Origin of the sequence: Rhizobium sp. Root708, assembly GCF_001429725.1 — a bacterium.
Taxonomy (GTDB): Bacteria; Pseudomonadota; Alphaproteobacteria; order Rhizobiales; family Rhizobiaceae; genus Rhizobium.
Map to the genome: position 1 here is coordinate 294,758 of NZ_LMHV01000040.1, position 24,815 is coordinate 319,572.

General features: G+C 61.9%; 22 protein-coding genes and 1 pseudogene. 10 read left to right on the plus strand and 13 right to left on the minus strand.

Features of this window, described 5'->3' with window-relative positions; translation table 11 throughout:
• The first annotated feature begins 45 nt into the window (after window positions 1-45).
• Both ASE04_RS20655 and ASE04_RS20660 read left to right on the plus strand, forming a co-directional pair.
• On the plus strand, window positions 46-687 hold the full coding sequence (locus ASE04_RS20655) for a DUF1007 family protein (protein ID WP_056821258.1): 642 nt from the start codon (window positions 46-48) through the stop codon (window positions 685-687).
• On the plus strand, window positions 681-1,760 hold the full coding sequence (locus ASE04_RS20660; protein ID WP_056821263.1) for a nickel/cobalt transporter: 1,080 nt from the start codon (window positions 681-683) through the stop codon (window positions 1,758-1,760). Before ASE04_RS20655 ends, ASE04_RS20660 begins: the two co-directional genes overlap by 7 nt.
• An 8-nt stretch (window positions 1,761-1,768) precedes the next feature.
• On the opposite strand, the gene ASE04_RS20665 is transcribed toward ASE04_RS20660, so the two are convergent.
• From ASE04_RS20665 to ASE04_RS20675, 3 genes are all read right to left on the minus strand, one after another.
• Entirely contained in the window at window positions 1,769-1,984 is a 216-nt protein-coding gene (locus ASE04_RS20665) for a hypothetical protein (RefSeq protein ID WP_056821269.1), read from the minus strand.
• Between the two features lie 205 nt (window positions 1,985-2,189).
• A complete protein-coding gene (locus ASE04_RS20670) occupies window positions 2,190-2,900 on the minus strand; it encodes a tellurite resistance TerB family protein (protein ID WP_056821274.1) in 711 nt (236 codons plus the stop codon).
• A gap of 109 nt (window positions 2,901-3,009) precedes the next feature.
• Entirely contained in the window at window positions 3,010-3,648 is a 639-nt protein-coding gene (locus ASE04_RS20675; protein WP_056821280.1) for a 2-dehydro-3-deoxy-phosphogluconate aldolase, read from the minus strand.
• A gap of 155 nt (window positions 3,649-3,803) precedes the next feature.
• On the opposite strand from ASE04_RS20675, the gene ASE04_RS20680 reads away from it, so the two are divergent.
• From ASE04_RS20680 to trhO, 3 genes and pseudogenes are all read left to right on the plus strand, one after another.
• Window positions 3,804-4,292 carry a CYTH domain-containing protein gene (locus ASE04_RS20680; protein WP_056821284.1) on the plus strand — a complete coding sequence of 163 codons (489 nt, stop codon included), beginning with the start codon at window positions 3,804-3,806 and terminating at the stop codon, window positions 4,290-4,292.
• Window positions 4,270-5,178: pseudogene (locus tag ASE04_RS20685) on the plus strand (CHAD domain-containing protein). The gene ASE04_RS20680 and the pseudogene ASE04_RS20685 overlap by 23 nt, the downstream one beginning before the upstream one ends.
• Before the next feature lie 46 nt (window positions 5,179-5,224).
• Window positions 5,225-6,166: an oxygen-dependent tRNA uridine(34) hydroxylase TrhO gene (trhO, locus tag ASE04_RS20690; protein ID WP_056821285.1), complete on the plus strand. Its 942-nt coding sequence runs from the start codon at window positions 5,225-5,227 to the stop codon at window positions 6,164-6,166.
• A gap of 35 nt (window positions 6,167-6,201) precedes the next feature.
• On the opposite strand, the gene ASE04_RS20695 is transcribed toward trhO, so the two are convergent.
• The 3 genes from ASE04_RS20695 to ASE04_RS20705 form a co-directional block, all read right to left on the minus strand.
• Entirely contained in the window at window positions 6,202-8,412 is a 2,211-nt protein-coding gene (locus ASE04_RS20695) for a bifunctional diguanylate cyclase/phosphodiesterase (RefSeq protein ID WP_056821287.1), read from the minus strand.
• A gap of 143 nt (window positions 8,413-8,555) precedes the next feature.
• Complete coding sequence (locus ASE04_RS20700; RefSeq protein WP_056821288.1) at window positions 8,556-9,128, minus strand: NADPH-dependent FMN reductase; 573 nt, start codon at window positions 9,126-9,128, stop codon at window positions 8,556-8,558.
• Between the two features lie 44 nt (window positions 9,129-9,172).
• On the minus strand, window positions 9,173-10,546 hold the full coding sequence (locus tag ASE04_RS20705; protein ID WP_056821520.1) for a GH1 family beta-glucosidase: 1,374 nt from the start codon (window positions 10,544-10,546) through the stop codon (window positions 9,173-9,175).
• A gap of 169 nt (window positions 10,547-10,715) precedes the next feature.
• Between ASE04_RS20705 and ASE04_RS20710 the strand changes: the two genes are divergently transcribed.
• On the plus strand, window positions 10,716-11,681 hold the full coding sequence (locus ASE04_RS20710) for an acetylxylan esterase (protein WP_056821290.1): 966 nt from the start codon (window positions 10,716-10,718) through the stop codon (window positions 11,679-11,681).
• Complete coding sequence (locus ASE04_RS20715; RefSeq protein WP_056821293.1) at window positions 11,678-12,406, plus strand: esterase family protein; 729 nt, start codon at window positions 11,678-11,680, stop codon at window positions 12,404-12,406. Before ASE04_RS20710 ends, ASE04_RS20715 begins: the two co-directional genes overlap by 4 nt.
• Window positions 12,407-12,410: 4 nt before the next feature.
• Here the strand turns inward: ASE04_RS20715 and ASE04_RS20720 are convergent, their stop codons facing one another.
• On the minus strand, window positions 12,411-14,012 hold the full coding sequence (locus ASE04_RS20720; protein WP_056821295.1) for an ABC-F family ATP-binding cassette domain-containing protein: 1,602 nt from the start codon (window positions 14,010-14,012) through the stop codon (window positions 12,411-12,413).
• Between the two features lie 345 nt (window positions 14,013-14,357).
• Between ASE04_RS20720 and ASE04_RS20725 the strand changes: the two genes are divergently transcribed.
• On the plus strand, window positions 14,358-14,759 hold the full coding sequence (locus tag ASE04_RS20725; protein WP_056821297.1) for a DoxX family protein: 402 nt from the start codon (window positions 14,358-14,360) through the stop codon (window positions 14,757-14,759).
• A 56-nt stretch (window positions 14,760-14,815) separates the two neighbouring features.
• On the opposite strand, the gene ASE04_RS20730 is transcribed toward ASE04_RS20725, so the two are convergent.
• From ASE04_RS20730 to ASE04_RS20740, 3 genes are all read right to left on the minus strand, one after another.
• Window positions 14,816-15,214, minus strand: a complete 399-nt coding sequence (locus ASE04_RS20730; RefSeq protein ID WP_056821299.1) for a hypothetical protein — start codon at window positions 15,212-15,214, stop codon at window positions 14,816-14,818.
• A gap of 124 nt (window positions 15,215-15,338) precedes the next feature.
• The gene (locus ASE04_RS20735) at window positions 15,339-16,526 is read right to left on the minus strand and encodes a Gfo/Idh/MocA family protein (protein ID WP_056821301.1); all 1,188 of its coding nucleotides are present in this window, start codon (window positions 16,524-16,526) and stop codon (window positions 15,339-15,341) included.
• Between the two features lie 172 nt (window positions 16,527-16,698).
• Entirely contained in the window at window positions 16,699-17,751 is a 1,053-nt protein-coding gene (locus tag ASE04_RS20740) for a sugar phosphate isomerase/epimerase family protein (protein WP_056821303.1), read from the minus strand.
• 288 nt (window positions 17,752-18,039) lie between these two features.
• Between ASE04_RS20740 and ASE04_RS20745 the strand changes: the two genes are divergently transcribed.
• The gene (locus ASE04_RS20745; protein ID WP_056821305.1) at window positions 18,040-19,818 is read left to right on the plus strand and encodes a tetratricopeptide repeat protein; all 1,779 of its coding nucleotides are present in this window, start codon (window positions 18,040-18,042) and stop codon (window positions 19,816-19,818) included.
• Window positions 19,819-19,882: 64 nt separating this feature from the next.
• Here ASE04_RS20745 and ASE04_RS20750 read toward each other — a convergent pair whose 3' ends face one another.
• From ASE04_RS20750 to ASE04_RS20760, 3 genes are all read right to left on the minus strand, one after another.
• The gene (locus tag ASE04_RS20750) at window positions 19,883-20,830 is read right to left on the minus strand and encodes a substrate-binding domain-containing protein (RefSeq protein WP_056821306.1); all 948 of its coding nucleotides are present in this window, start codon (window positions 20,828-20,830) and stop codon (window positions 19,883-19,885) included.
• 86 nt (window positions 20,831-20,916) lie between these two features.
• Window positions 20,917-21,921 carry an ABC transporter permease gene (locus ASE04_RS20755; protein WP_056821522.1) on the minus strand — a complete coding sequence of 335 codons (1,005 nt, stop codon included), beginning with the start codon at window positions 21,919-21,921 and terminating at the stop codon, window positions 20,917-20,919.
• Between the two features lie 82 nt (window positions 21,922-22,003).
• Window positions 22,004-23,527 carry a sugar ABC transporter ATP-binding protein gene (locus ASE04_RS20760; RefSeq protein ID WP_056821308.1) on the minus strand — a complete coding sequence of 508 codons (1,524 nt, stop codon included), beginning with the start codon at window positions 23,525-23,527 and terminating at the stop codon, window positions 22,004-22,006.
• 169 nt (window positions 23,528-23,696) lie between these two features.
• On the opposite strand from ASE04_RS20760, the gene ASE04_RS20765 reads away from it, so the two are divergent.
• On the plus strand, window positions 23,697-24,728 hold the full coding sequence (locus ASE04_RS20765) for a LacI family DNA-binding transcriptional regulator (RefSeq protein WP_056821310.1): 1,032 nt from the start codon (window positions 23,697-23,699) through the stop codon (window positions 24,726-24,728).
• The last annotated feature ends 87 nt before the right edge of the window (window positions 24,729-24,815 follow it).

Sequence of the window (24,815 nt, forward strand, 5' to 3'; positions counted from 1 at the left end):
TGGCAAGGAATCAGAGGAATTAGAGATCCCGCAGTAAGAGCACGCATGAAGAAATCGACATTCCTGATGGCGTCGCTCCTGTCGCTGCTGCCGGCCGCCGCCTTTGCCCACCCGCATGTGTTCGTCGAGGCACGGCTCGAGGTCGTCGCCGACGATGAGGGCAATGTTGCCGAGCTGCGCAACGTCTGGCGCTTCGACGAGGTCTTCTCCTCATCCGTCGTCATGGATTTCGACAAGAACACCGACCTGAAGCTCGATCCGAACGAGTTGGCCGAGGTCGGTAAGACCGTGCGGGATTCACTCGTCGACTACGACTACTACATGAACCTCACGATCGACGGAAAGAACATCAAGGTCGAGAAGCCCGACCTGATCCATGTGGATTACAAGCAGGGCCAGCTCCTGATGTTTTTTGCCGTCAAGCCGGCGGAAAAGATGCCGCTGAAGGGTCGCCTGACCTTCGGCGTCTATGACCCGACGCTCTACACCTCGATCGACTTTCCGAGCGACAAGGAACTCGTGCTGGTCGGAGACGGCTTCAAGAGCTGCAAGCACCAGGTCGTGCGACCGGATGCCGACCAGGTGATCGCCGAGAACAAACAGTCCTTGACCGACGCCTTCTTCAACGACCCGACGGGAACGAACATGTCGAAGCTCTTCGCCACGCGACTGGACGTGACATGCTGAGGCACCGGCTTCGCCGGGTTGCCCTCGGCGCGGTACTCGTGCTGGTCGCGGGCATCGCCGTCGCGCACGCCCAGTCGCCGCTCGGCATCGGCACATCCGAGCCGAGCTTTCAGCCAATGGGCGGCCCGCTTGCTCCCCTCCTCCTCTATATCAATACCCAGCAACAGGCTTTCTATCGTGCGCTGACAGGTGCGTTGCGCGCCATGCGCGAGGATTCCTGGCATCTCTGGACGCTGATCGGCCTCTCTTTCGCCTATGGTGTCTTCCATGCCGCCGGCCCCGGGCACGGCAAGGCCGTCATCTCCTCCTACATGATCGCCAACGAGATCGAGCTGAAGCGCGGCGTCTCCATCTCCTTCGTCTCCGCCTTTCTTCAGGGCGTGGTGGCGATCGCGCTGGTCGGCGGCGCATGGCTGGTGTTGCGCGGCACCGGCATAACCCTGACGGCTGCAACACAGGCGATGGAGATCGTAAGCTTCATCATGGTCATCCTGTTCGGGTGTTGGCTGCTGCTTCGCAAGCTGCGTGCGATCGTCCCCGGCATGCCACGCCGCGAGGTGGTGGCAACCGCCTCCGGACCGGTCAGCATGATGCTGGACTGGAAGGACAATGAGGAGCGCAAGCAGGGCTCGAGCTATGCCTTCGGCGAGGCGGATGCGCTGAAAGCCGGACACAGGTTCATTGCGGGCATGGCCTGCGAGACCTGCGGCCAGTCGCACATGCCCGATCCGTCGCTGCTCGGCGCCGAGAAATTCAACATCCGCGAAGCATGGTCCGCCATCATCGCCGTCGGCCTGCGCCCTTGCTCCGGCGCCCTGCTGGTGATGACCTTCTCGCTTCTGAACAGCCTTTATCTTGGCGGCGTTCTCTCGGTGATCGCCATGTCGCTCGGCACCGCAATCACGGTCGCGCTGCTGGCAACGCTTGCCGTCACCGCCAAGAGCACGGCAATGCGCCTCGCCGGTCACGGCTCCGCAGCATCGGTCTGGATCGGCAATGCGATCGAAATCCTGGGGGCGCTGCTTGTCATCGCCATGGGCGCACTGCTGCTTGGCGCCTCGCTACAGGGCTAGCGCCAGCGCTACTTGCCGTGGCGACGCTGATAGCGTGCTCTCAGCCAGAAGACGACGAAAAAGGCAAGGATCAGGCAGGCGCCAACGGCCGCTGCCAGATAGGGCGAATAGCTGCTGAGCCCGAGCACGATGGTCGGCATGAAATAGAGCACAAGGCCGGCAACCAAGAGGATGACGGCGGCCGCAATTGCCTGCGAACGGCTTTCGGCTTTCGGATCTGACATGCTATGCTCCATGCTGGTCTCGCGGCGGCCATGCCTTGGCGAAAGCCTGACGCCCTCAACGAAATTCCGGTGCACGAGGACGATCGCGAACGTTGCGGCCGGGACAGGCCGTTTTCAAACCACGCAGCGTTGCGCAGCGCTCCCCCCTGGCAAGGAGACATGGCTTAGGCCAGCCGCCTCCGAAAGGCAACTGGCCGCTTGATGCCTAGAGGCTAACCTTCGCGGAAGATACCGTTGCCTCGATATGGTCGACCAGCGCATCAGGCAGGCCGAGCCGGCCCGCCAGCAGATCGAGGTAACCGCGCTCGGCCCGTGAATCGGGCTCGATCGTCAGTCGCGAGGCGGTATAAAGCTCCACCCGCTGCTCTTCCGTCACCGCGGCGGCGACCAGTGCATCGAGATCCGTCGGCTGCGACAGCTCCCGCTCGATGAAGGCCGCTGCTTCGCCGCTAACATCGGCGGCCTTGACCTTGTCGAGGATCAGCGCACGTTCGCCCTGGTCGATATGGCCGTCGGCCTTCGCCGCGGCGATCATGGCGCGGATGAGGACGAGCACGAATTCATTGCTCTGCGCGGGAGAAGCCGGGCTGAAGCCGGAGTCGGCGGGTGGCGGCAGCACGGCCGTTCTAGGCGGAGGTGCATCGGACGGCGTCGCCGGCGCCTGTCCAGACTGATAATTCTTGTAGGCCTGATAGCCGAGGCCGGCAATCGCCGCGAGCCCGCCGATAGCAAGCGCATTGCCGGCAATGCTGCGGCCGGTCTTGGTGCCGAGCAGCGCGGTTGCGAGCGCACCTGCCTTCCATGGATTGTCCTTGGCCATCTGGACCGCATCGCCTGCCCGGTCCCTGACGGAGCCGCCGACACCCGGCATTTGCGAGCCCAAAAACTGCTCAAGAAGCTTCTTCGCGTCGAACATTCCTCATCATCTCCCTGTCTCGAGGCCAGAAGGGAGATAGGTATTGATGCCCGAAATACAAATGCAGGCGGAACCTCCGCCTGCATCACGTCTGCGTTTGGTGCTAAAATCAGCCCTTCAGGGCGGCCGCTTCCGCGGCAAGCTTGGTGATGTCTGCCCAATCGCCTGCGGCAACCAGTTCCTTCGGCGCAACCCAAGAGCCGCCAACGCAGATGACGTTCGGCAGCGACAGGTAGTCCATCGCGTTCTTCAGCGAGATACCGCCCGTCGGGCAGAAGACGGTGCCTGCCAGCGGCGAGGAGAGCGCCTTGAGATAGGCAGCACCCCCGGCCTGCTCGGCCGGGAAGAACTTCAGAACCTTGTAGCCTTCCTCGCGCAGCGCCATGACCTCGCTCGCGGTCGCGGCACCCGGCAGCAACGGAACCGGCGAATTGCGTGCGGCATCAAGCAGTTCCTGCGTCGCACCCGGGCTGACGACGAACTTGGAGCCGGCGGCAACGGCAGCATCCCAGTGCGCGGCGTTGAGGATGGTGCCGGCACCGACTTCCGCGCCTTCGACTTCATCGGCAACAGCACGGACGGCATCGAGGGCCGCCGGCGTGCGCATGGTGATCTCGATCGCCTTCAGGCCGCCTGCGACAAGAGCACGCGAAAGTGATACGGCCGACTTGACGTCGTCAACGATCAGAACCGGAACGACAGGCTGAAGTTTCAGGATGGAAAGGAGCTTTTCTGTCTTTTCGCCCATGGCCGCGTGATCCTTTTGAATCGATTGAATTCGGGACCCGACATAGCTCCAAGGGTACGCTTTGTCGAGACAAAACCCATCTTTGGAAGAGAATGGGTACCCATTGCGGGAAAATTAGGCTAGCGTAATAAAATCGTCACGAAAGGTTACTGGTAATGGCGAAAGAGATCGAGCGGAAGTTTCTTGTACGCAACGACGGCTGGCGCTCCGGAGCCAAGGCAAAATCCATTTTGAAACAAGGCTATATCGCCTCGATGGACGACCGCTCGGTGCGTGTGCGCGTGCTCGACAATGAAAAGGCCAGGCTGACGATCAAGATCGGCCGCAGCGCCATGACGCGCGACGAATTCGAATACGCTATTCCCGTTGTCGACGCCGAACAGCTGCTTGGCGATGCGATCGGCATCGTGATCGAAAAGACCCGCTACCGCGTGCCGCATGAAGGCTTTGTCTGGGAAGTCGACGTCTTTGCCGGCGAGCATCGCGGACTGGTCATCGCGGAAGTGGAAATGCGTTCCGAAACCGACAAGCCGACCCTGCCTTCATGGCTCGGGCGGGAGGTTACGGGCGATTTCCGCTACTCCAACCAGGCACTTGCCACCGAATTCGAGCACGACCGGCATGCCCTTTCGAATACGGCCTGACCGGGGCTTCACCGCTGAGTTCAGGCGGTCCGTAGACGGATAGCTTTGTCATGCAATCCACTCGCTCGAGAAAAAACCGGACGGCTTGCACGAGGCCATTCACGCTTTCCGCAAGAATCTGAAACGCCTGCGATCGCTCTATCGCCTGGTTGCTGATGAAATCCCGGAGTTCCGTGAGCAGGAAAACCGGCGCCTGCGCGACGTTGGAAAATCGCTTTCGGCGATCCGGGACGCGACGGCTCTGATCGAAACCGCCAGGCATCTTCAGGATCGCGCGCGCGACACCGAGGAAGCCGACGCAGTGAGCCGGGTAATTTCGGCGCTCACCACCCGGCGCGACGCAATGGCCAAGGCTGAAGCCGGTATGGCGCCAAGGCTGGCCGGCGCCCTCGAACAGCTGCGACAGGCAGCCCATGCGGTCGAGGACGTCCATTTCAACGGCGGCCCGCGACGGCACGGCCGGCTTCTGGCAAAGGGTTGGCGCAAGACCGCGACGAAGGCCAGGGAGGCGATGGCGCATTGCCAGGCTGATCGGTCCGCGGAAGCCTTTCACGATTTGCGCAAGCGCGCTCAGGACTACCGCGCCTATCACATGCTGCTCAAGCCGCTCTGGCCGGCAGCGATGGAGGCGAAGTATGAGGTCATCAGCAGCCTGATCGACCTGCTCGGCGAAATCCATGACCTCGATGTGCTGTGCGAACTCGTGGAAGCCGAACCCAAGCACTTTCCCGATGCCGACGATCTCGCGCATCTGCTCGACGCCATCATTTTCCGGCAGCAGGAAGCCCGGGCAGCGGCATTGGACCGCGCGAAAGATGTTTTCGCCGACGATCCGGATGACGAGGCCAGCCGGATCGAGCTGCTCTGGCAGGCGCAATCGCGCTGAAACGTCCCAATTGCGCAGACGGCCCGAAAGCTGTATTTGCAGCCGCATGACAGACACGCTGACACAACCGACGTCTGCGACGAGCCCCTTCCTCGTTGCGGCTCTCTACCATTTCGTTTCCGTCCCGCGCTTCGAAAGCCTGCGCGAGCCGTTGCAGACGCTTTGCGAGGAAAACGGCGTGAAGGGCACGCTGCTTCTGGCGCATGAGGGGATCAACGGCACGATCGGCGGCCCGGATGCCGGCATCAGGACCGTGCTCGCGTTTCTGCGCGCCCAGCCGGAATTTGCCGCGCTCGAGCACAAGGAAAGCCGCGCATCGAAGATGCCTTTCCTGCGCATGAAGGTGAAGCTCAAGAAAGAGATCGTCACCATGGGCGTCGAGAACATCGACCCCAACCAGGTGGTCGGCACCTATGTCGCGCCCCAGGACTGGAATGCGCTGATTTCCGATCCCGATACGATCGTCATCGACACGCGCAACGACTACGAGACAGCCATCGGAATCTTCCGCGGCGCCGTCGACCCGAACACCAAGACCTTCCGCGAGTTTCCGGACTGGGTGCGGAACAATACCGGCCTGCACAACAAACCGAAGATCGCTATGTACTGCACCGGCGGTATCCGCTGCGAGAAGGCAACCGCCTTCATGAAGGAGCAGGGCTTCGAGGAAGTTTACCACCTCAAGGGCGGCATCCTGAAATATCTCGAAGAGATCCCGCAGGAAGAAAGCCTGTGGGACGGCGCCTGCTTCGTCTTCGACGAACGCGTCTCGGTCGAACACGGCCTCAAGGAAGGCGAGCACAAGCTCTGCCACGCCTGCCGCAATCCGATCACCGCGGAAGAGATTACCTCGCCTCACTACGAGGAAGGCGTGTCCTGCAGCAACTGCTACGCCACGCGTAGCGAAGATGACCGCCTGCGTTATCGCCAGCGGCAGCACCAGATCGCGCTTGCCAAAAAGCGCGGCCAGAAGCACATCGGAACCTGACGGATAGCACGGACGGCGGCGACACGGCTGAGGGATCAGGCGGCGTTTGTCCGGCGGCTGTTCATCTTCCGACCGCGTGCCTCGAGCACCAGCTCGGTTATCTTTTCCGACGGCATCGGTCTGCCGAAGAAATAGCCCTGCAACGTGTCGCAGCCGAACAACCGGACAGCGATCGCCTGCTCTTCCGTCTCGATGCCTTCGGCGGTAACCGGAATATCGAGCGAGCGCGCAAGAGCGACGGTTGCCTGCAGCATTTCGCGCTGGCTGTCGCTTTCCTGGATGTCCATGACCAGCGAGCGGTCGATCTTGATGCGGTCGAAACCGAACTGCCTGAGATAGCCGATCGAGGAGAAGCCCGAGCCGAAATCATCGAGCGCAATCTTGATCCCGAGCGTCTTCAGCCGCTCGATCGCCTGCCGGGTGCGTTGCGGGTTCTGGATCATGTAGCCTTCGGTCACCTCGAGAGTGACGCGCTTCGGCTCTATATCCGCCTGCCGCAGGACATAACGGACGTAGTCGGCGAAGGCCGGATTGCGGAACTGACCCGGCGAAACATTGACCGCGATGCGCAGCTCCGGCCATTGCTTGACCGTTTCGCAGGCCTTTCTCAGGACGAACAACCCAAGCGCTTCGATCAGGCCGCTGGTTTCAGCCACCGGAATGAACACCTCCGGCGACACTGGCCCGTGGCCCGGACGGTTCCAGCGAACCAGCGCCTCGACGCCCACCATCTCATGGCTCGCCGCGTCGATCAGCGGCTGGTAGGCAAGTGTCAGATCTCCGCCCTCGATCGCCATGCGCAAGTCGAGTTCCAGAGCATTGCGTTCCTCGCGATCGGCATCCATGGCCGGATCGTAGAGCGTCATGCGCGCACGCCCGGCCTCCTTCGCCTTGTACATGGCTAGATCGGCCCGGCGAACCAGTTCCTCACGCCCGACCGTGCCTTCCGGCGAAGCGGAGATACCGATGCTGGCGCCGATGACGACGACGCGCCGGCCGATTTCCAGAGGCTCGGCAAGGAAATCGAGAATATGCTCGGAGAGCTGCAGTGCGGCGGCATCTCCAATCTTGGATGAAAAGGCGATGGCGAACTCATCGCCGCCGATACGGGCGAGAACCGCGCCCTTGGGGATAAGCACCTGCAATCCCGCGGCGACGGCACGGATCAGCTGGTCGCCGGTCCCGTGTCCATAGGCGTCGTTGACCTCTTTGAAGCCATCGAGATCGAGATAAAGTACGAGGACGCTCTGCTTTGTTTCCAGCGCCTGCGCCACCAGATCGTCCACGGCAACGCGAAGCCCGTCCCTGTTGAGAAGACCGCTCAGCCTGTCGCGTAGCGCTTCCTCACGCGCGCTGACTTCCTCGGCCTTCAACCGGCGGCCGGCCATCCATCCGATGACCAGCAGTACGACGAAGAACAGTCCGACGAGGCAGAGTGCCTGCACGACCTTCGGGCGAACCTCGCTGTAGCCGATATCTCCAGGCGCACGGGAAGCCCATACGAGCTTTCCGAGCTGAACATTGCGGGCGTCGGAGATGACGACGGAATAGCGCGCCTCCGTCTCCGGCGCGACCTTCTTCAAGCCGCCGATGACGTAGGTGTTCCCAAGCTCGTCGATCCTGCGGGTATCGAGGTCGCGAACGAAGATGAGGTAGCGATGCTTGCCCGGCGGCACCGAGAGCGAACCGGACTTCTCGCGCACCAGCGCCACGCCGACGACGGCGGTACCGGCCTTGGTGTCGACGAAGCCGGTGGCCTCCGGGCTATCCTGCGGGCTGGCAGCCTTCACCTTTTCGAAAAGCGTCCAGAGTGCCGGCGAAAAGAAATCGTCGAGCGAACCGTCCATGGGCTTGCCGTCGCGATAGACCATGATCGGCCGCTTGTCGTTATCGATGACGATCGCCATGTTGAAGAGCGAACTGTTGACCGACATCTCGCCGTAGTTGGAGATCGTCCAGGCCATACCATCGACCGCGTAGACATTTTCGGCCGCATCGTCCCAGGCCGCGTAGTCGTTGAGCGTCGCTCCAAGCTGTTCCTGAAACGTCTGCAACGCGCCGGACATGGTCTCCTGCGAACGCTCGTCATCGAGAATGTTGGATTTCTGCGCCACATGCCCCAGCGCGTTCAGCACGATCATCGTGACAACGGCAACGACGATCGCGAACGAAAACAACACGCCCGTCACGGTTGTGTGACGGCCGATGCCGGTTATTTTCCTACGCGCGCCAGAAGTTGATGGCATTCTTTCTCCCCAGTGAGGAAATACTGCCCGCCAATGCTTCAAAAAACGGTTAAGGTTGCGCTGTAACGATTAACCTGAAACGTTCCCGCTGGGCGAGAGCGAGACGCGCCTGCGAAGCAGGAAATTCATTTTAATTCAATACATTAGGAACGTTGTTCCGCTTGGAAATCGACGCGGCCGCCGGAAATCGCATCGCGGAATTCTGCAATTGCGGTACTCAGACGTTCGTTTTCCGAAAAATCGGCAAGTGTCGCAGCCTGAGCGTCATCAGCTTTGCCGAGCAAAGAAATCCGTAAAAACGCCTCGTCGACAACGCGCAGCGACATCGTCCTCAGCACTTCCGTCAACTGCTCTAACGCGAAATCACCGCGATGCGAGGCATGCGCGATCATCACGGGCTTGAACGGCACTTCGTCACGGGAGACGAGCCAATCGAGCGCATTCTTCAATCCGCCCGGCAGGCCATGGGCGTATTCCGGACAGGCGACGATGATGCCGTCGGCCGACCGGATCTTGGCTGCGAGCGCTTCTACGATCGCCGGCGTTTTTTCGCCCTCGCGATCAGGGTTGAAGATCGGCAGCTCGCCGATCAGCTTCGAGATCTCGATCGCGACACCGTCAGGTGCGTTGTCACGAAGAGCTTCGAGCAGCCGGCGATTGGTCGAGGCCTTTCGCTGGCTGCCGCAGAGCGCATAGAGGAAGAGCGGCTTTTCCATACGTTTGGGTTTAAGCCACGGCGCCGATTCGCGCCATGCGCCGGTTAGCTGCTCTTGTGGTTGCCCTTCGGGAACTGCGCGGCAAGCTCGCTGTACCACTTGCCGCTCTTCTTCACCGTACGGACCTGCGTCTCGTAGTCGACATGCACGAGGCCGAACCGCATGCGGTAGCCCTCGGCCCACTCGAAATTATCCATCAGGCTCCAGGCGAAGTAGCCGCGCATCGGATAACCGTCCTTGATCAGGGCAGCGACGGTATCGAGGTGCTCGCTGTAGTAATCGAGGCGCGGCTGGTCATCGACCTCACCGTTGACGACGTCCGTGTTGTAGCAGGCGCCGTTCTCGGTGATGTAGCACTCCGGCAACTCGTAGCGACGATAGAGATCCTCGACGACGTTCTTCAGGCCGGGCGCATAGACCTCCCAGCCGATATCCGTCTTCACGTCGCTGACGCGTGGCGCCTCGACCGTCCAGGGGAAATCGCCGTTCTTCGCCGGAACGTCGGCAACACGTAGCGGCGTGTAATAGTTGAGGCCCCACCAATCGAGCTTCTGGTTGATGATCTTCAGGTCGCCCTCTTCCACGACGGGCATACGGTCGCCGAGCGCTTTCACGAATTCCTGCGGATACTCGCCCTTGAAGACCGGATCGAAGAAGGCGCCATTGTGGAACTGATGGGCACGTTCGCCAGCCGCCTGGTCGGCGGCGCTGTCGGAACCCGGCATCACGGACATGGCATTGAGCACGAGGCCGACAGGCACATTGGGCGCTTCCGAACGGATCGCCTCCACGCCGAGGCCGTGAGCAAGGTTCATGTGGTGCATGGCGTGTAGGGCCGCCTGCATGTTGCGCTCGCCCGGCGCATGGATACCGTAGAGGTGGCTGAGCCAGACGATGCACCACGGCTCGTTGAAGGTCGCAACGCTGTCGAGACGATCGCCTAGGCGGGCCATCACGGTCTTGGCATAACGCTGGAACGCATAGGCCGTCGAGCGCGCCGTCCAGCCGCCGTCGCCGGCGAGAAGCAGCGGCAAATCCCAATGGTAGAGCGTCGCGAAGGTCTTGATGCCGCGTGCCTTGCAGCCATCGACGAGGCGATCGTAGAAATCGAGACCCGCCTCGTTCACCGGGCCGGTGCCGTCAGGGATGATGCGCGGCCAGGCGATCGAGAAGCGGTAGGCTTCGACGCCCATCGACTTGATGAGATCGAGATCCTGATCGAGCCTGTTGTAGTGATCGCAGGCGACATCGCCATCGTCGCGGTTGAAGACGCGGCCCGGCATGTTGCAGAAGGCATCCCAGATGGAGGGCTTGCGGCCGTCTGCCTTGGAAGCGCCTTCAATCTGAAACGCCGCCGTCGCAACGCCAAACGTGAAATCGCCCGGAAAGCGGGCAGCAAGTGTCTTCGGATCGATCATGGAAATCCCGTTCGTCATGGTTTCGAGGGGCGGTTTAGCCAAGCGGACCGATGTTGTACAGGGTGGAAGTGACAACGCTGTAACGTTTCAGTGAGGCCTTTCGCAGGACTCCCGGTACGGTAGGCACGCCTGCCTTGCATTGCGCGCCTTTTCGCGGAACAACCCACCGATGAGCATTCCGACGACACATCCTTTCGCCTTCGATCCCACCTACGGCATGACGCTTGCCGACCTCCAGGCCATCGTCCCGCCGGAGGCGCCGCCGGGATTCGATGCGTTCTGGCACGCCCGACACGAAAGGGCGATCGCCATCGATCCGCAGCCGAAGCTGCGGAAAAGCAAGCTGACGCACGCCGACTGGCAGGTCCTCGATATCACCTACACCTCGACAGATGGATTCGAGATCAGCGGCTGGCTGCTCCTGCCACGGGGAAGCCCAGTGCGTCGCGGGTTGGTGGTCGGCCACGGCTACGGCGGCCGCGATGCGCCGGATTTCGAGATGCCGGTCGAGGACACGGCCATTCTCTTTCCCTGCGCGCGCGGCCTGTCGCTCAGTGCCCGCCCGCCGATCCCGGCAGATGCGTCCGGTCACGTCCTCCACGGTATCGACAAGCCTGAGACCTACATCATCGGCGGCTGCGTCGACGACCTCTGGCTTGCCGTCTCGACGCTTCTGGCACTTTATCCTTGGCTAGCAGGCCACATCGGCTACAGCGGCGTCAGCTTCGGCGGCGGTATCGGGGCGCTGGCGATCCCGTTCGATCCGCGCATCGATCGCGGCCACCTCGTCGTCCCGACCTTCGGCGATCGCGCGCAATGGCTGACGCTGCCGACGGTCGGTAGCGCCGATTCCGTGCAGACGTACCAGAAGACACATGGAAGCGTGCTCGAGACCCTGCGCATGTTCGACGCGGCCAGCGCCGCAAGCCGGATCAAGGTGCCGATGCTGGCAGCCGTCGCTCTCTTCGACCCCGCAGTCGCACCGCCCTGCCAGTTCGCGGTGGCCAACGCCCTCCCGACATCAAACTATAATGAAACCTTCATATTGGACGCAGGACACTTCGATTATCCCGGAAGCACCGAGCAGAACGCGATTCTGCGCGAGAAAGTCCGAGATTTTTTCAAGGTGTTATGAACCGGGAATATCTGCGCTGGCATAGTCCACGCCTGCATCGCGAGATGGAACTGCTGGTGTTCGGCCATGCCGGCGCCAAGGTGCTGATGTTTCCGACCCGCGAGGGACGTTTCTGGGAATACGAAAAGCTCGGCGTTGTGGAAAGCCTCTCCGAGAAGCTGCAAGCTGGCCAGCTGCAGCTCTTCTGCATCGAGGGACTGGCCGCCGAGACATTTTACGGCTTCAACCGGCATCCGGCAGATCGCATCCGTCGCCACACCGACTTCGAGGATTATATCCTGAACGAAGTGCTGCCGCTGATGACGTCGAAGAACGGCCATGAGTGCACCATCGTGCATGGCTGCAGCCTCGGCGCCTTCCAGGCCGCGAGCCTCGTCTTCCGGCATCCGCATCTGTTCCGCAAACTCGTCGCCTTTTCCGGCCGCTACGACCTGACGATCAGGGTCGAATCCTTCGGCGATCTGTTCGACGGCTATTACGACGACACCGTCTATTTCCACACGCCGACGCACTTCTTGCCGGGACTTCACGGTGGTTGGCAGCTGGAAAAGCTGCGCGGGGTCGAGATTGTCCTGACCATCGGTGACGCCGATCCTTTCCTCGACAACAACTATCACCTCAGCCGCCTGCTCGCGGAGAAGCAGGTCGGCCACCAGCTGCATGTCTGGAACGGTCGCGCGCACCGGGCCGGCGCCTGGCGCAAGATGGCGGGCCTCTACATCTGATCGCCTAGAGCAGAACCTCTTCACCCAGCGGAAGCTGAAGCCGTCGCGATATGCCGATATTCTCCAGGAACACCTCGTCGTGACTGATGACAAGCAGCGCACCGTCATAGGCCCGCAAACCCACCTCCACCGCGGCGATCGAGTCGATATCCAGATGGTTGGTCGGCTCGTCCAGGATCAGCAGCGGCGGCGGTTTCGCTCCGCCGAGGACACAGGCAAGCCCAGCGCGCAGCAACTGCCCGCCCGAAAGCGTCGAGACCTGCTGCAGCGCCGCATCCGCCCGGAACATGAAACGCGCCAGCGCGGCGCGGCAGGCATTTTCGTTGGCGCCCGGATTGAGATTGCGGAAATTCTCGCGGATCGACAGCGATCGATCGAGGAGACTGACACTCTGATCGAACAGCGAAAAGCCGGTCATGACGGAGACGGTTCCGGACGACGGCTGCAGCGCGCCGGTGATCAGCGCCAGCAGGGTCGTCTTGCCCGAGCCGTTCGGCCCTGCAATCGCGACGCGATCGGGGCCGGTCATGGCAAAAGAGAGGTTTCGGATGATCGGCGCCTCCGGCCGATAACCGACCGTGACGCGCTCCAGCCTGAGAACATCCCTGCCCGGCGGCAGTCCGGTTGACGCCAGCTGGGCCGAGAAGGGCTGCAGGATCTCGATCCGCTTTCGCGCCGCGGACGCCTCCTCCATCGCTTGCTCACGGCGTTTTTCACCAAGGCGAACCTTGTTGCCGCTGGTGTTTTCCGCCGCCCGCTTGAGCCCGCCGGCGACGATGCGGGGCATATCGCCCCTTGCCGCCTTCTTGCGACCGTTGCGGTCGCTGCGGGCCTGCCGCTCCGTCGCAACCTGGGCGCTACGGACCACATCGGCAACGCGCCGCTCCGCGTCCGCGAGATCGTGTTCGGCGGCGGCGAGTTCAAGCATCTTGCGCTCCTGAAAAGCGCTCCAGTTTCCACCATATCGCCGGGCGCCAAGCGTGGTGATCTCGACGATCGCATCCATGGTTTCGAGCAGTTCGCGATCATGGCTGACGACGATAGCACCGCCGCGCCAGCCGGCCAGCAAGGCGATGACAGCCTCCCGCCCATCGCGGTCGAGATTGTTGGTCGGCTCGTCGAGGATGAGGAAATCGGGATCGGAGAAGACGAGCGCCGCAAGACCCACGCGCGTCCGCTGCCCACCCGAAAGCGAGGTGAGCAGCGTTTCCGGTTCCGCGTCCAAACCGACGCGTTCGATCGCCGCGGCCATCCGCGCCTCGATCGTCCAATCGGCATTGGCAAGCTCGTCGGCGGTGGCATCGCCGGCTTCGGCGCGGTGAAGGATAGCCAGCGCTTCACTGGCACCGAAGAGATCGGCGACCGTTGCCCCCTCTTCCACCTGAACCGACTGGCGCAGGATGCCGAGCCGCCCGCCAAAGGCAATGCTGCCGGATTGCGGCTGCAATTCGCCGGCGACGAGCTTCAGCAGCGTCGTCTTGCCGACACCGTTGCGGCCGACGAGGCCGGTCCGCTCGGCGCCGAAGCTCAGATCGAGATGGGCAAGAAGGGCGCGCCCGTCAGGCGTGGACCACGAAAGATTGGACAGGGTAATGGATGCAGGCATGGATAAAGGACTCCCGAATGGCAAGGCGAACTGGCGTTGCGATCGGGGTGAAATCCATTGCTACACACACATCCTGTTGGTATTGGCGATGGCCGCAATCTAGGCGGGCACCGCGCCGAAATCAAGGCAGCGGACGGTAGAAGTGATATCTCCGGACATCTCCAGCGACAGTTCATCCGTCCGCATATCCACGTCCGGGCGCTCTGAGCCGTAACCATGAGTCCGGCGCCAATTGACCGCTATCACATTGAAAATACTGATAACGCCGATGTCAGAAGTCGTGAATTTGCGATCCCTGGAAGCCACGCTAGAGAGCAAGGAGGATATCACCACGAAAGGAACCCGATGCTCTCCTCGATCCACCTGGCGCAGCCATATCTCCTAAGCCTGCTGCGCGTCGTCTCCTCGCTCGTGCTCTTCAGCTTTGGCACGCAGAAAATCCTGCATTTTCCGGCCGCCGAACGCGTGCCCGATGTGGGCTCCATGTCCTGGATCGCGGGCCTGCTTGAACTGACGCTCGGCTTCCTGGTGCTGGTCGGCTTCCAGACGCGCGCCGCAGCCTTCATCCTCTCGGGTCTGATGGCCTTTGCCTATTTCATCGGACATGCCTCGAAAGGCTTCTACCCGGCGCAGAACGGCGGCGTTGCCGCAATCCTGTTCTGCTTCGTCTTTTTATATCTGGTTGCCGCCGGTGGTGGTCCCTTCAGCATCGATGCGCTGATCAAGCGCAAGCAGGCAGCGGCCTGATCGATGCGCGATTTCGAAGCGGCGCGCTGCCGCTTCGACCATGCAGCCGAGGACGCTCAGGGGTTCTGTTTGGCGTCCTTGAGCTTCACCGCCATCGTGACGGTGCCGCGCACGATGATGTCGTTGCGCGAGCCATCGCCTCGAGGATAGCGATTGAGATCGGCGGTGCTCGTAAGATTGGTGATCTGGCAACTCTCGGCAAGCGTCTGCAGAAGAAGATCGCACTGACCGCCCGCCATCAGGTAAAACCCCTTCTGGGCGGCCGTGATCTGCTCGCTGTTGTCCTTCCCGGCATCGACGGGCACCGACAGCGAAACCGTGGTCTGCACGTTGACCATGCCTGGCATACGCTGGCCGGCGTAAAAATTCGGCATGCGATTGGGCACGTCTTGCGACAGGGTAGGAAACGCAGCAAGCGCGAAACCGCAGGTCAGAACTTTGGCAAAAACTTTCATCGAACGTCTCCCCATTTGGTTGCGTTCGTTTCTGCCACAGCACTGTTAAGCGACAATGAGCGCACTCCCTAACATTGTAGGAAATGCGCTCATTAGTTGCATCAATCGGAGAGATGCACGAGGATCAGACCTTGACCCAGGCGCCGTTCTTCTTCGAGGAAGCGACGCAGGCATCAACGAAGGCAACGCCCTTCACGCCGTCATCGACAGTCGGGTAGACCACGGCCTTGTCGACCGCCTTGCCCTTCTTGTGTGCGTTGATCGCGTGCGCGGCTTCCGTGTAGATCGTCGCGAAGGCTTCGAGATAGCCTTCCGGATGACCGGACGGAATGCGCGAAACGCGGGCAGCGGCCGGGCCGGAGCCGGCGCCATTGCGGGTGATCAGGCGCTTCGGTTCGCCGAACGGCGTGAACCACAGGTAGTTCGGATCGGCCTGAACCCATTCCAGACCACCCTTGGTGCCGTAGACGCGGACCTTCAGGCCGTTCTCGTGGCCGGGAGCCACCTGGCTGCACCAGAGCATGCCCTTGGCCGGCTTTTCGGAACCCTTGGCCTTGAAGCGCAGCATGACGTGGGCGTTATCGTCGAGGCGACGACCTTCGACGAAGCTGTCGAGATCGGCGGCAAGGCTGTCGAGCTCGAGGCCCGACACGAAGGAAGCGAGGTTGTAGGCATGCGTGCCGATATCGCCGGTCGAGCCACCAGCACCCGACTGCGCCGGGTCGGTGCGCCATACGGCCTGCTTGGCGCCGGTCTGCTCGACGGCCTCGGTCAGCCAGTCCTGCGGATACTCGGCCTGTACCAGACGGATATCGCCGAGTTCGCCATTGGCGATCATCTCGCGTGCCTGACGAACCATCGGGTAGCCGGTGTAGTTGTGCGTCAGGATGAAGAGCGCGCCGCTCTCGTCGGCGACCTTCTTCAGCTTCTTCGCGTCGGCAAGGTTCGAGGTCAGCGGCTTGTCGCAGATGACGTGGATGCCGCGACGCAGGAATTCCTTGGCGGCGTCGTAGTGAACGTGGTTCGGTGTAACGATCGAAACCGCTTCGATGCCGTTCTTCAGCTTCGCTTCGCGGATCGCCATTTCGCGATAGCTGGAATAGGTGCGCGACGGATCGAGGCCGAGATCGAGACCCGAAGCCATCGCCTTTTCCGGCGTCGACGACAGCGCACCCGCGATCAGGTCGTACTGGTCGTCGATGCGGGCGGCGATGCGGTGCACTGCGCCGATGAACGCGCCGGCGCCGCCGCCGACCATGCCGAGACGGATGCGCGGTTCGCGAGCTTGTTCTGTAGATGCTTCAATTGCCATTGGTTCCTCCAAATTTGTTCTTTGCGGAAAAGTCCCCCTCTGCCCTGCCGGGCATCTCCCCCACAAGGGGGGAGAACACCTGCGGCATCGTCTTGCCCAAGGGTAGGGCTCAGTGGCTGCCGCGAGAAGCCCTCCCCCTTGTGGGGAGGAGTTGGGGAGGGGTTCTAGCTGATCAAAGCCCCAGCATGCGGCGGTTGGCCGCCTGGTCCGTACCGCTGCCGGCGAAGTCGTCGAACGCCTTTTCGGTGACGCGGATGATGTGCGCCTTGACGAACTCGGCACCTTCGCGTGCGCCATCCTCGGGATGCTTCAGCGCGCATTCCCATTCGACCACGGCCCAACCGTCGAAGTTGTTTGCCGTCATCTTCGAGAAGACCGCACCGAAATCGACCTGGCCGTCGCCGAGCGAACGGAAGCGGCCGGCACGCTCGACCCAGCCCTGGTAACCGCCGTAGACGCCCTGGCGACCGGTCGGGTTGAACTCGGCATCCTTGACGTGGAACATCTTGATCCGGTCTTTGTAGATGTCGATGTTGTCGAGGTAATCCAGGCACTGCAGGATGTAGTGCGACGGATCGTAGAGCATGTTGGCGCGCGGGTGGTTCTTCACGCGCTCGAGGAACATCTCGAAAGTCACGCCGTCATGCAGATCTTCGCCGGGATGGATCTCGTAGCAAACGTCGACGCCGTTTTCGTCGGCGTGATTGAGGATCGGCGTCCAGCGCTTGGCAAGTTCGTCGAAGGCGGTCTCCACGAGACCCGCTGGGCGCTGCGGCCACGGATAGATGAACGGCCAGGCGAGCGCGCCCGAGAAGGTCGCATGTGCCTTGATGCCGAGGTGTTTGGACGCCGTCAGCGCCATCTTGACCTGCTCGACCGCCCATTCCTGGCGCGCCTTCGGATTGCCGCGCACCTCAGGTGCCGCAAATCCGTCGAAGGCTTCGTCATAGGCAGGATGGACGGCGACGAGCTGCCCCTGAAGATGGGTGGAGAGTTCGGTGACTTCGACGCCGTTCTGGCGCGCGACGCCGGCAAACTCGTCGCAATAATCCTTCGAGGAGGCGGCCTTCTTGAGGTCGATCAGCTGGCTCGCCCAGGTCGGAACCTGCACGCCCTTGTAGCCGATGTCGGCTGCCCATTTGGTGATCGAATCCCACGAGTTGAAAGGCGCGGCATCGCCCGCGAATTGTCCAAGGAACAGGCCCGGACCCTTGATCGTTTTCATGTCAATTCCTCCCTAAAAGATGACCGTAAACGTTTCTGGTAGAGTTCTAGCACGCGATTTGAAGTCTGCAAGCCGATTCCGGCGAAACTGCAAATTTGCCCCGGGGGCGAAAATCGAAGGCGGCAGACTTAACCACGGTCGGCCCCGGGCTGCAAGATGTACGTACCGCATTTCTGGTGTCGCGGACTGCCGGCCGCCGTCACAAAGCCGGGACCCGCCCGCTTTCGACGCTATGCGATGGACATCAAGCCGTGCCGTGTTACTCTTTCCGGACCAGGAGGTTGGCGCATGACGCGGCGTCTGGCAGCAATCTTGGACGCGGATGTCGTCGGCTTTTCCCGGCTGATGGGACTTGACGAAGCGGGTACGTTTGCGTGCCTGAAGGCGCACAATAACCAGATCATCGTCCCCTCCATCGCCAGCCATCATGGCCGTGTCGTAAAGTTCGTCGGCGATGGCGTGCTGGCGGAATTTGCCAGCGTCGTCGACGCCGTTGCCTGTGCGGTGGATATTCAAAACGCCCTGCTTCAACGCAACGAGTCGACGGAGCCCGACCGGCGCATGAGATGGCGCATCGGCATCCACGTAGACGACGTGCTGGTCCAGGACGACGACATCTTCGGAGATGGCGTGAGCATCGCCGGCAGCCTGCAGGCGCTCGCGCCGCCGGGCGGCATCTGCATATCCCAGCAGGTGAGTGATCAGATTCGATCGAAGCTCGATTTCAGGGCAGTAGACTTCGGCAACCGCAGGCTTGAAAACATCGAGCGCCCGATACGCGTTTGGCGATGGGTTGCGGAAGAGAATACAGAGCTTGCGTCTCCCGCCGCGCCGCGCGAGGAAACCGCGCTGCCGGTGCGCAACCGCCCATCGATTGCCGTGCTGCCCTTTACCAACATGTCGAGCGTGGAGGGCCAGGAGCATTTCTCCGACGGCTTTACCGACGAGCTGATCGGCACGCTTGCTCGCTGCCGCTGGCTGCTTGTCGCGGCGCGAAACTCCTCCTTCAGCTACAAGGGACGTCAGGTAGACATCCAGCGCGTCGCCGAGGATCTCGGCGTCAAATACGTACTCGAAGGCAGCGTCCGCCGGGCGGCCGACCGTGTGAGGATAACCGCGCAGTTGCTGAACGGTACGGACGGTACGCTTCTCTGGGCGGAGCGGTACGATCGCACCTTGGCGGATATTTTCGAAGTGCAGGACGAGCTTGCCTCGGAGATCACCGGCACCGTCGAGCCCGAGCTTGGGGCCATCGAATTCGCGGCTTTGCGCGGACGCGCCGTCCTCGACATGAATGCCTGGGAAATCTACCTGAAAGGTCTCTGGCATCTCTACCGCTTCACGCTTCACGACCTGACCATCGCCAAGGCTTTGTTCGAACAGGCGATCGCCGCCGATCCGGGCTTCGCACAGGCGCAGGCGCGGCTCGCCTATGTTCATATCCAGCTTGGCTGGTACGGCTCGCTCGACGAACGCGCCGACCGGATCTGCGAAGCGATCGGACTTGCCGAACGCGCCATCATTCTGGACCAGAAGGAGCCGGCCGCCCATCTTGCACTCGGCAGGGCGCTGGCGCTCGACGGAGCGACCACCGCCGGCATTTCTCACCTTCGCAACGCGACGCAGCTCGACCCAAGCTTCGCCCAGGCGCATTTCGCGCTTGGTCAGGCGCTCTGTTATGCCGAGCGTCCGGACCAGGGCATTCCCGAAATCCGGGAAGCATTCCGGCTCAGTCCCCGCGACCCGCATCTGTGGACGTTTCATAACATGCTCGCGATCGCCGGCTATCAGATGGACGACATGGAGGACGCTGCCAAGGCGGCACGCGCGGCACTCCGCTCTCCGAATGTGACCTTCTGGCCAGCCATGGCTTTGGTTGCGATCCTTGGGCGCCAGGGGCGACCGGAGGAGGCGAGAGAAGCTGTATCGCGGCTCCATCGCTTCCGCCCGGGAATGACATGCGCCGACGCCCGGCGCGAATTCTATTTCGGCGACAATCCGGTCATGGGCAAAGCCTTCATCGACCGCTTCGTTGCCGATCTCGATGCCGCCGGCCTGCCCGAGTAACCTGGACCATCGGCAAGAAAAGGCGCCCGTCCTTCCGAACGGGCGCCGCATGGGTTTTCTCAGATCAGAACGGAGAATCCGGGAAGTAGAAGTCCTTGGCATTGTCCTTCGTGACGAGCGTCGCGTCGAGGACGAAGGTGCCGCGAACCGGAACCTGGTCGTAGAGGCCAGCTGCCGTCAGTTCCATCGCGGTACCGACCATTGCCGGCGGATAGAGAACATCGACCGGGATCATCTTGTCGCCGTCCATGACCTTCTTGATCATGTCCTTGGAGCCGGCGCCGGCGACGACATACTTGATGTCGGTGCGCTTGGCCTGCTCGATTGCCTGCAGCACGCCGACAGCCATGTCGTCATCCTGGCACCATACGACGTCGATCTTCGGATACTTCGTCAGATAGTCCTGCATGACCTTGAAGGCGTCGTCGCGGTTCCAGTTGCCGTATTGACGGTCAAGAACCTTGACCTTGGAGCCGGCAATGCCCTTGTCGAAGCCGTCCTGGCGCTGCTGGTCGATCGGGATCGGCAGGCCGCGGATGATGACGACTTCAGCGTCCGGCGTCTGCGAAGCGATGTACTTGCCGGCGACTTCGCCGAGCGCCGGGTTGTTGCCGGCGACGTAGAGGTCGCGAACCGAGTCGTCGTTGGTCGAAGGCGCACGGTCGACGAGCGCGACGTACTTGCCCTTGCCCTTGACTTCCTTGATGGCGTTGACGAGCGGATCCGGATCCGACGGCAGGATCACGAGCGCGTCGATGCCCTGCGTATCAAGGTCCTGCACGGCGTTGGCCTGGCTGGCGGGATCCGGCGAGGTCTTGACGATGACGTTCAGGCCCGGATGCTCTTCCATCAGCTTCTTGGCGATACGTTCGGCATGGAACACCACACCGGAAGTCCAGCCGTGGTCGGCGGCCGGAATGGACACGCCGATGGTGAATTTCTTGTCTTGTGCGTATGCGGTCCCCGACAGTGCGACGGCCGCAACCGCAAGACCCAACACGAGTTTGCGCATGCTATTTCCTCCCATAAACGTCAGGGACTTTTTCCTACCCGTGAACCGGACGCCCTGTGACCCGGCCAATTCCTGGAACCGGTCCGTTATGATTTGCGGACCAGTGAGCGCTGCACCAGCATGGCGATGATGATGATCGCACCCTGGATCGCACCGATGAGATATTCGCTGATGAAGTTCGACAGCAGCATAATGTTGCCGACGAGTTCAAGAATGAAGGCGCCGCAGATCGTGCCCCACACGCGGCCGGCGCCGCCCTTGAGCGCCGTACCGCCGACGACGACGGCGGTGATCGCCTGCAGCTCCCAGAGGATGCCCGTTGTTGCCGAAGTCGAACCGAGACGCGGCACGTAAAGCAGCACGGCAATGGCGACGCAAAGCCCCTGGATGACAAAGGCGATGGTGCGCACGCGATTGACCGCGATGCCGGAATAGCGAGCGACGTCGCTGTTCGAGCCGACCGCAACGACGTGCCGGCCATAGCGCGTACGGTATAGAATGAAGGCAGCCACGGCAGTCACGGCAAGAATGACGACGATCGGCACAGGCACGCCAAGAATGCTGCCGAAATAGGCGGGGCGGTAAAGCGTCTGAATGTCGGCGGAACGCAGCGTGATGGCGCCGCCCTGGCTGAGCCAGGTCGTCAGACCGCGATAGATGCCCATGGTGCCGAGCGTGGCAATGAACGGCTCGATCTTTCCAACGGTGGTAATCAAGCCGTTCGCAAGCCCGCAGAGCGCACCGGCGATCAACGTGAATACGACCGCGGCGACCAGCATCAACGTCGGGTCGGCGATCACGCCGGAATTCATCAGCAGGATCATCAAGCTCGCCACGAAGGCGACCATGGAGCCGACAGACAGATCGAGATCACCTGCCGATATGACGAATGTCGCGCCCACCGCGATGATCGCGATAAACGCGCAGCGCGTGGCGACATTGGCGAGATTGGTGATGCCGATGAAGTTGGGATTGACCAGAGCCCCAACGATCAGCAGCAGAAAGAGGGCCGCGAACGGCGCAACGGCCCTGAGATCGATATCCCGCCAGGGGCGACGCCGGATTTCCCTGGTCTCCTCGTTCACACTCATGTCCAAACCAACCTCCCGTCCCAATCCGATGGGCATCATACATGCGCGGCGCATCAAGTGCAGCCGCCTCCTCCGCCCGGCGTCAGGCGGCTTTTTTCTTCAATCCCGCGGCGTAGCGCATGATCTCCTGCTCGGAGATCTCCTCGCCCTCGAGCACACCGACGATCCGCCCCTCGCGCATCACTGCGACGCGTGTGCAGAGCCCAATCACTTCGGGCATTTCGGAGGAAACAACGATGATCGAGCGACCATCGCGCGCCAGCGCCGAGATGAAATGATAGATCTGCTGCTTGGTACCGACATCGATGCCGCGCGTCGGCTCGTCGATGATGATGATCTCTGGCTCGGTCTCCATGACCTTGGCCAGCAGCAGCTTCTGCTGGTTGCCGCCCGACATGCGCCCTGCGACGATATTGGTGTCACGAACGCGAATGTCGAAGCGCCGCCGCGCGGTGGCAAGCGCCCTCGCCTCGCTGCTCGGGCTGAGATAGCCGTGCCGCGAGTGTTGGCCGAGCGATTGCAGCGTCAGGTTCGCCATCATCCCGGACCGCAGCAGCAGCCCTTTCGACTTCCGATCCTTCGTCATGTAGGCAAGCCCGGCGCGATTGGCTGCATGCACATCGCCAGCCGGAATGAGGTCACCGCGAATGTGAACGTCTCCAGCGGTGCGGCCGCGTAGTCCGGCTATCGCCTCCATCAGTTCCGTACGACCGGAACCGATCAGCCCCGAGAAGCCGATGATCTCGCCCTTGCGAACCTCGAAGCTTGCGTCTTGAACATACCCCGTCGAAACGCCCTCGACCCGAAGAACAACTTCCTCGTCGACATTCGGCTCAACCTTTGTGGGATAGAGGCTCGACAGTTCACGCCCAACCATCAGCTGAGCGATCGACTCGCCGTCGAGCATGGAGGTCGGCGCCGTCTTGACCCACTGGCCATCGCGCAGCACCGTCACCCGATCGGTAATTTCCATCACTTCGTCGAGCTTGTGGGACACGAAGATGAAGCTTGTGCCCTTGTCGCGCAGCTTGCGGACCTGCCGGAACAGGAAGTTGGTTTCTTCCCGCGACAGCACCGCGGTCGGCTCGTCCATGATGACGACGCGCGCATCGCGGCTGATTGCCTTGGCGATCTCGACCATCTGCTTGTCGGCGATCGACAATGTCCCGATCAGGGCATTCTCATCGACATGCGAGCCGAGGAGATCGAGCGCCTTGCGGGTCTCCGAGCGCATGTATCTGCGGTCGAGCACGCCAAATCGCGTGACTTCGCGCCCAAGATAAAGGCTTTCGGTGACCGTCAGATGTTCGGCGAGATTGAATTCCTGGTGGATGAGGACAATGCCGAGCGCTTCCGCGGCACCGTTCGCCGGCAACACCACCGGCTTGCCATCAAGCAGGATTTCGCCCGAACTGGGCTGCTCGAAACCGGCCATCACTTTGACGAGAGTGGATTTGCCCGCACCGTTTTCGCCCATAAGGGCATGGATTTCGCCGGCGCGCAGATCGAAATTCACGCTGAACAGAACCTGCACGCCGCTGAACGACTTGCAGATGCGTCGAGCGGACAACACCACTGGCGCGGCGTCGACAGAATCCACACTCATTGAAGACTTCCTCCATGCGGCTCCCATCCGCTTGGAGGCATATGTAAACCTTTACACGACCAATGTAAAGGTTTACATCGTTGTTTCACACAGATCTGTCGGCTTGGACGTTTGACCTCCGAGCGACTCTGTGTAGTGTCGCGGCGAAGGCATCCCAAGGCAGGACGCAGTGTCGAATTCCACGCCCGCAACCATAGAAGACGTCGCTCGGATCGCCGAGGTTTCGATCGCGACGGTATCGCGGGCGATCCACACGCCGGAGAAGGTCGCCAACTCCACGCGTCTGAAAGTCAACCAGGCAATCGCCATCACCGGCTATACGACGAACGCCATGGCCCGCAGCCTGCGGCTTGGCCGGTCGAACATGATTCTGGTGGTTGCCCCTGATATCGGCGACCCGAACTTCTCCAACATTCTCGTCGGCCTCGAGAACGAAGCCCGCGCCCATGGCTACGGCATCCTGATCGGCCATACGCAGAACGACGCCCAGCGCGGCCTCGAATATCTGAAGTTCCTGAACTCCAATCAGGCCGCCGGGCTGATCCTTTTTACCGGCATCCTCCCCTTCGGCCACCAGACGATGACCGCCCGCCTGCCGCCCAGCGTCGGCGTCTTCGAACCGGTTTTCAATGGCGGCATTCCCTATGTCGGCGTCGACGATGTCGAGGGCGCCCGAAAGGCGGTTGACCTGCTGCTGGCCGAGGGCCACCGCAAGATCGCCTTCATCGGTGATAGCAGAACGCGCCTTGCATATAGCCGGCGGCGGCAGGGCTATGACGAAGGGCTCGATGCAGCCGGCGTCCCGCCCGATATGCGGATCGTGCTCGAAGGCGACGGAACGCTGGAAAGCGGCCGGCACGCCGTCGAGCAGCTTTTCATGCGCGACACGCTGCCGACCGCCTTCATGTGCGTGAACGACCAGACGGCGATCGGCGTCATGATCGGCCTTGGCGCCCGTGGCTACGACATCCCGACCGACTTCTCGGTGACCGGCTTCGACGACGTGCCGCAGGCTGTCTTCATGTCGCCGCCGCTGACAACCATCCGCCAGCCGCGCGCGGCGATCGGCAAGCAGGCCATGGCGCTTCTGCTGGAGTTTCTGTCCGACGGCCAGCCCGCCGAGACCGAAATCCTGCTGCGGCCGGATCTCGTGGTTCGCAATTCCGTCGGCGCGCCATCGCGGCGATGGAGCAAACGCTAGCTGCCGCCTGTCCTATTGAGCGCCGCGCGAACGGATCGCCTCCGGCACATAGGCTGCGGCGGCGACCTGCAATTTGATGCAAACGTC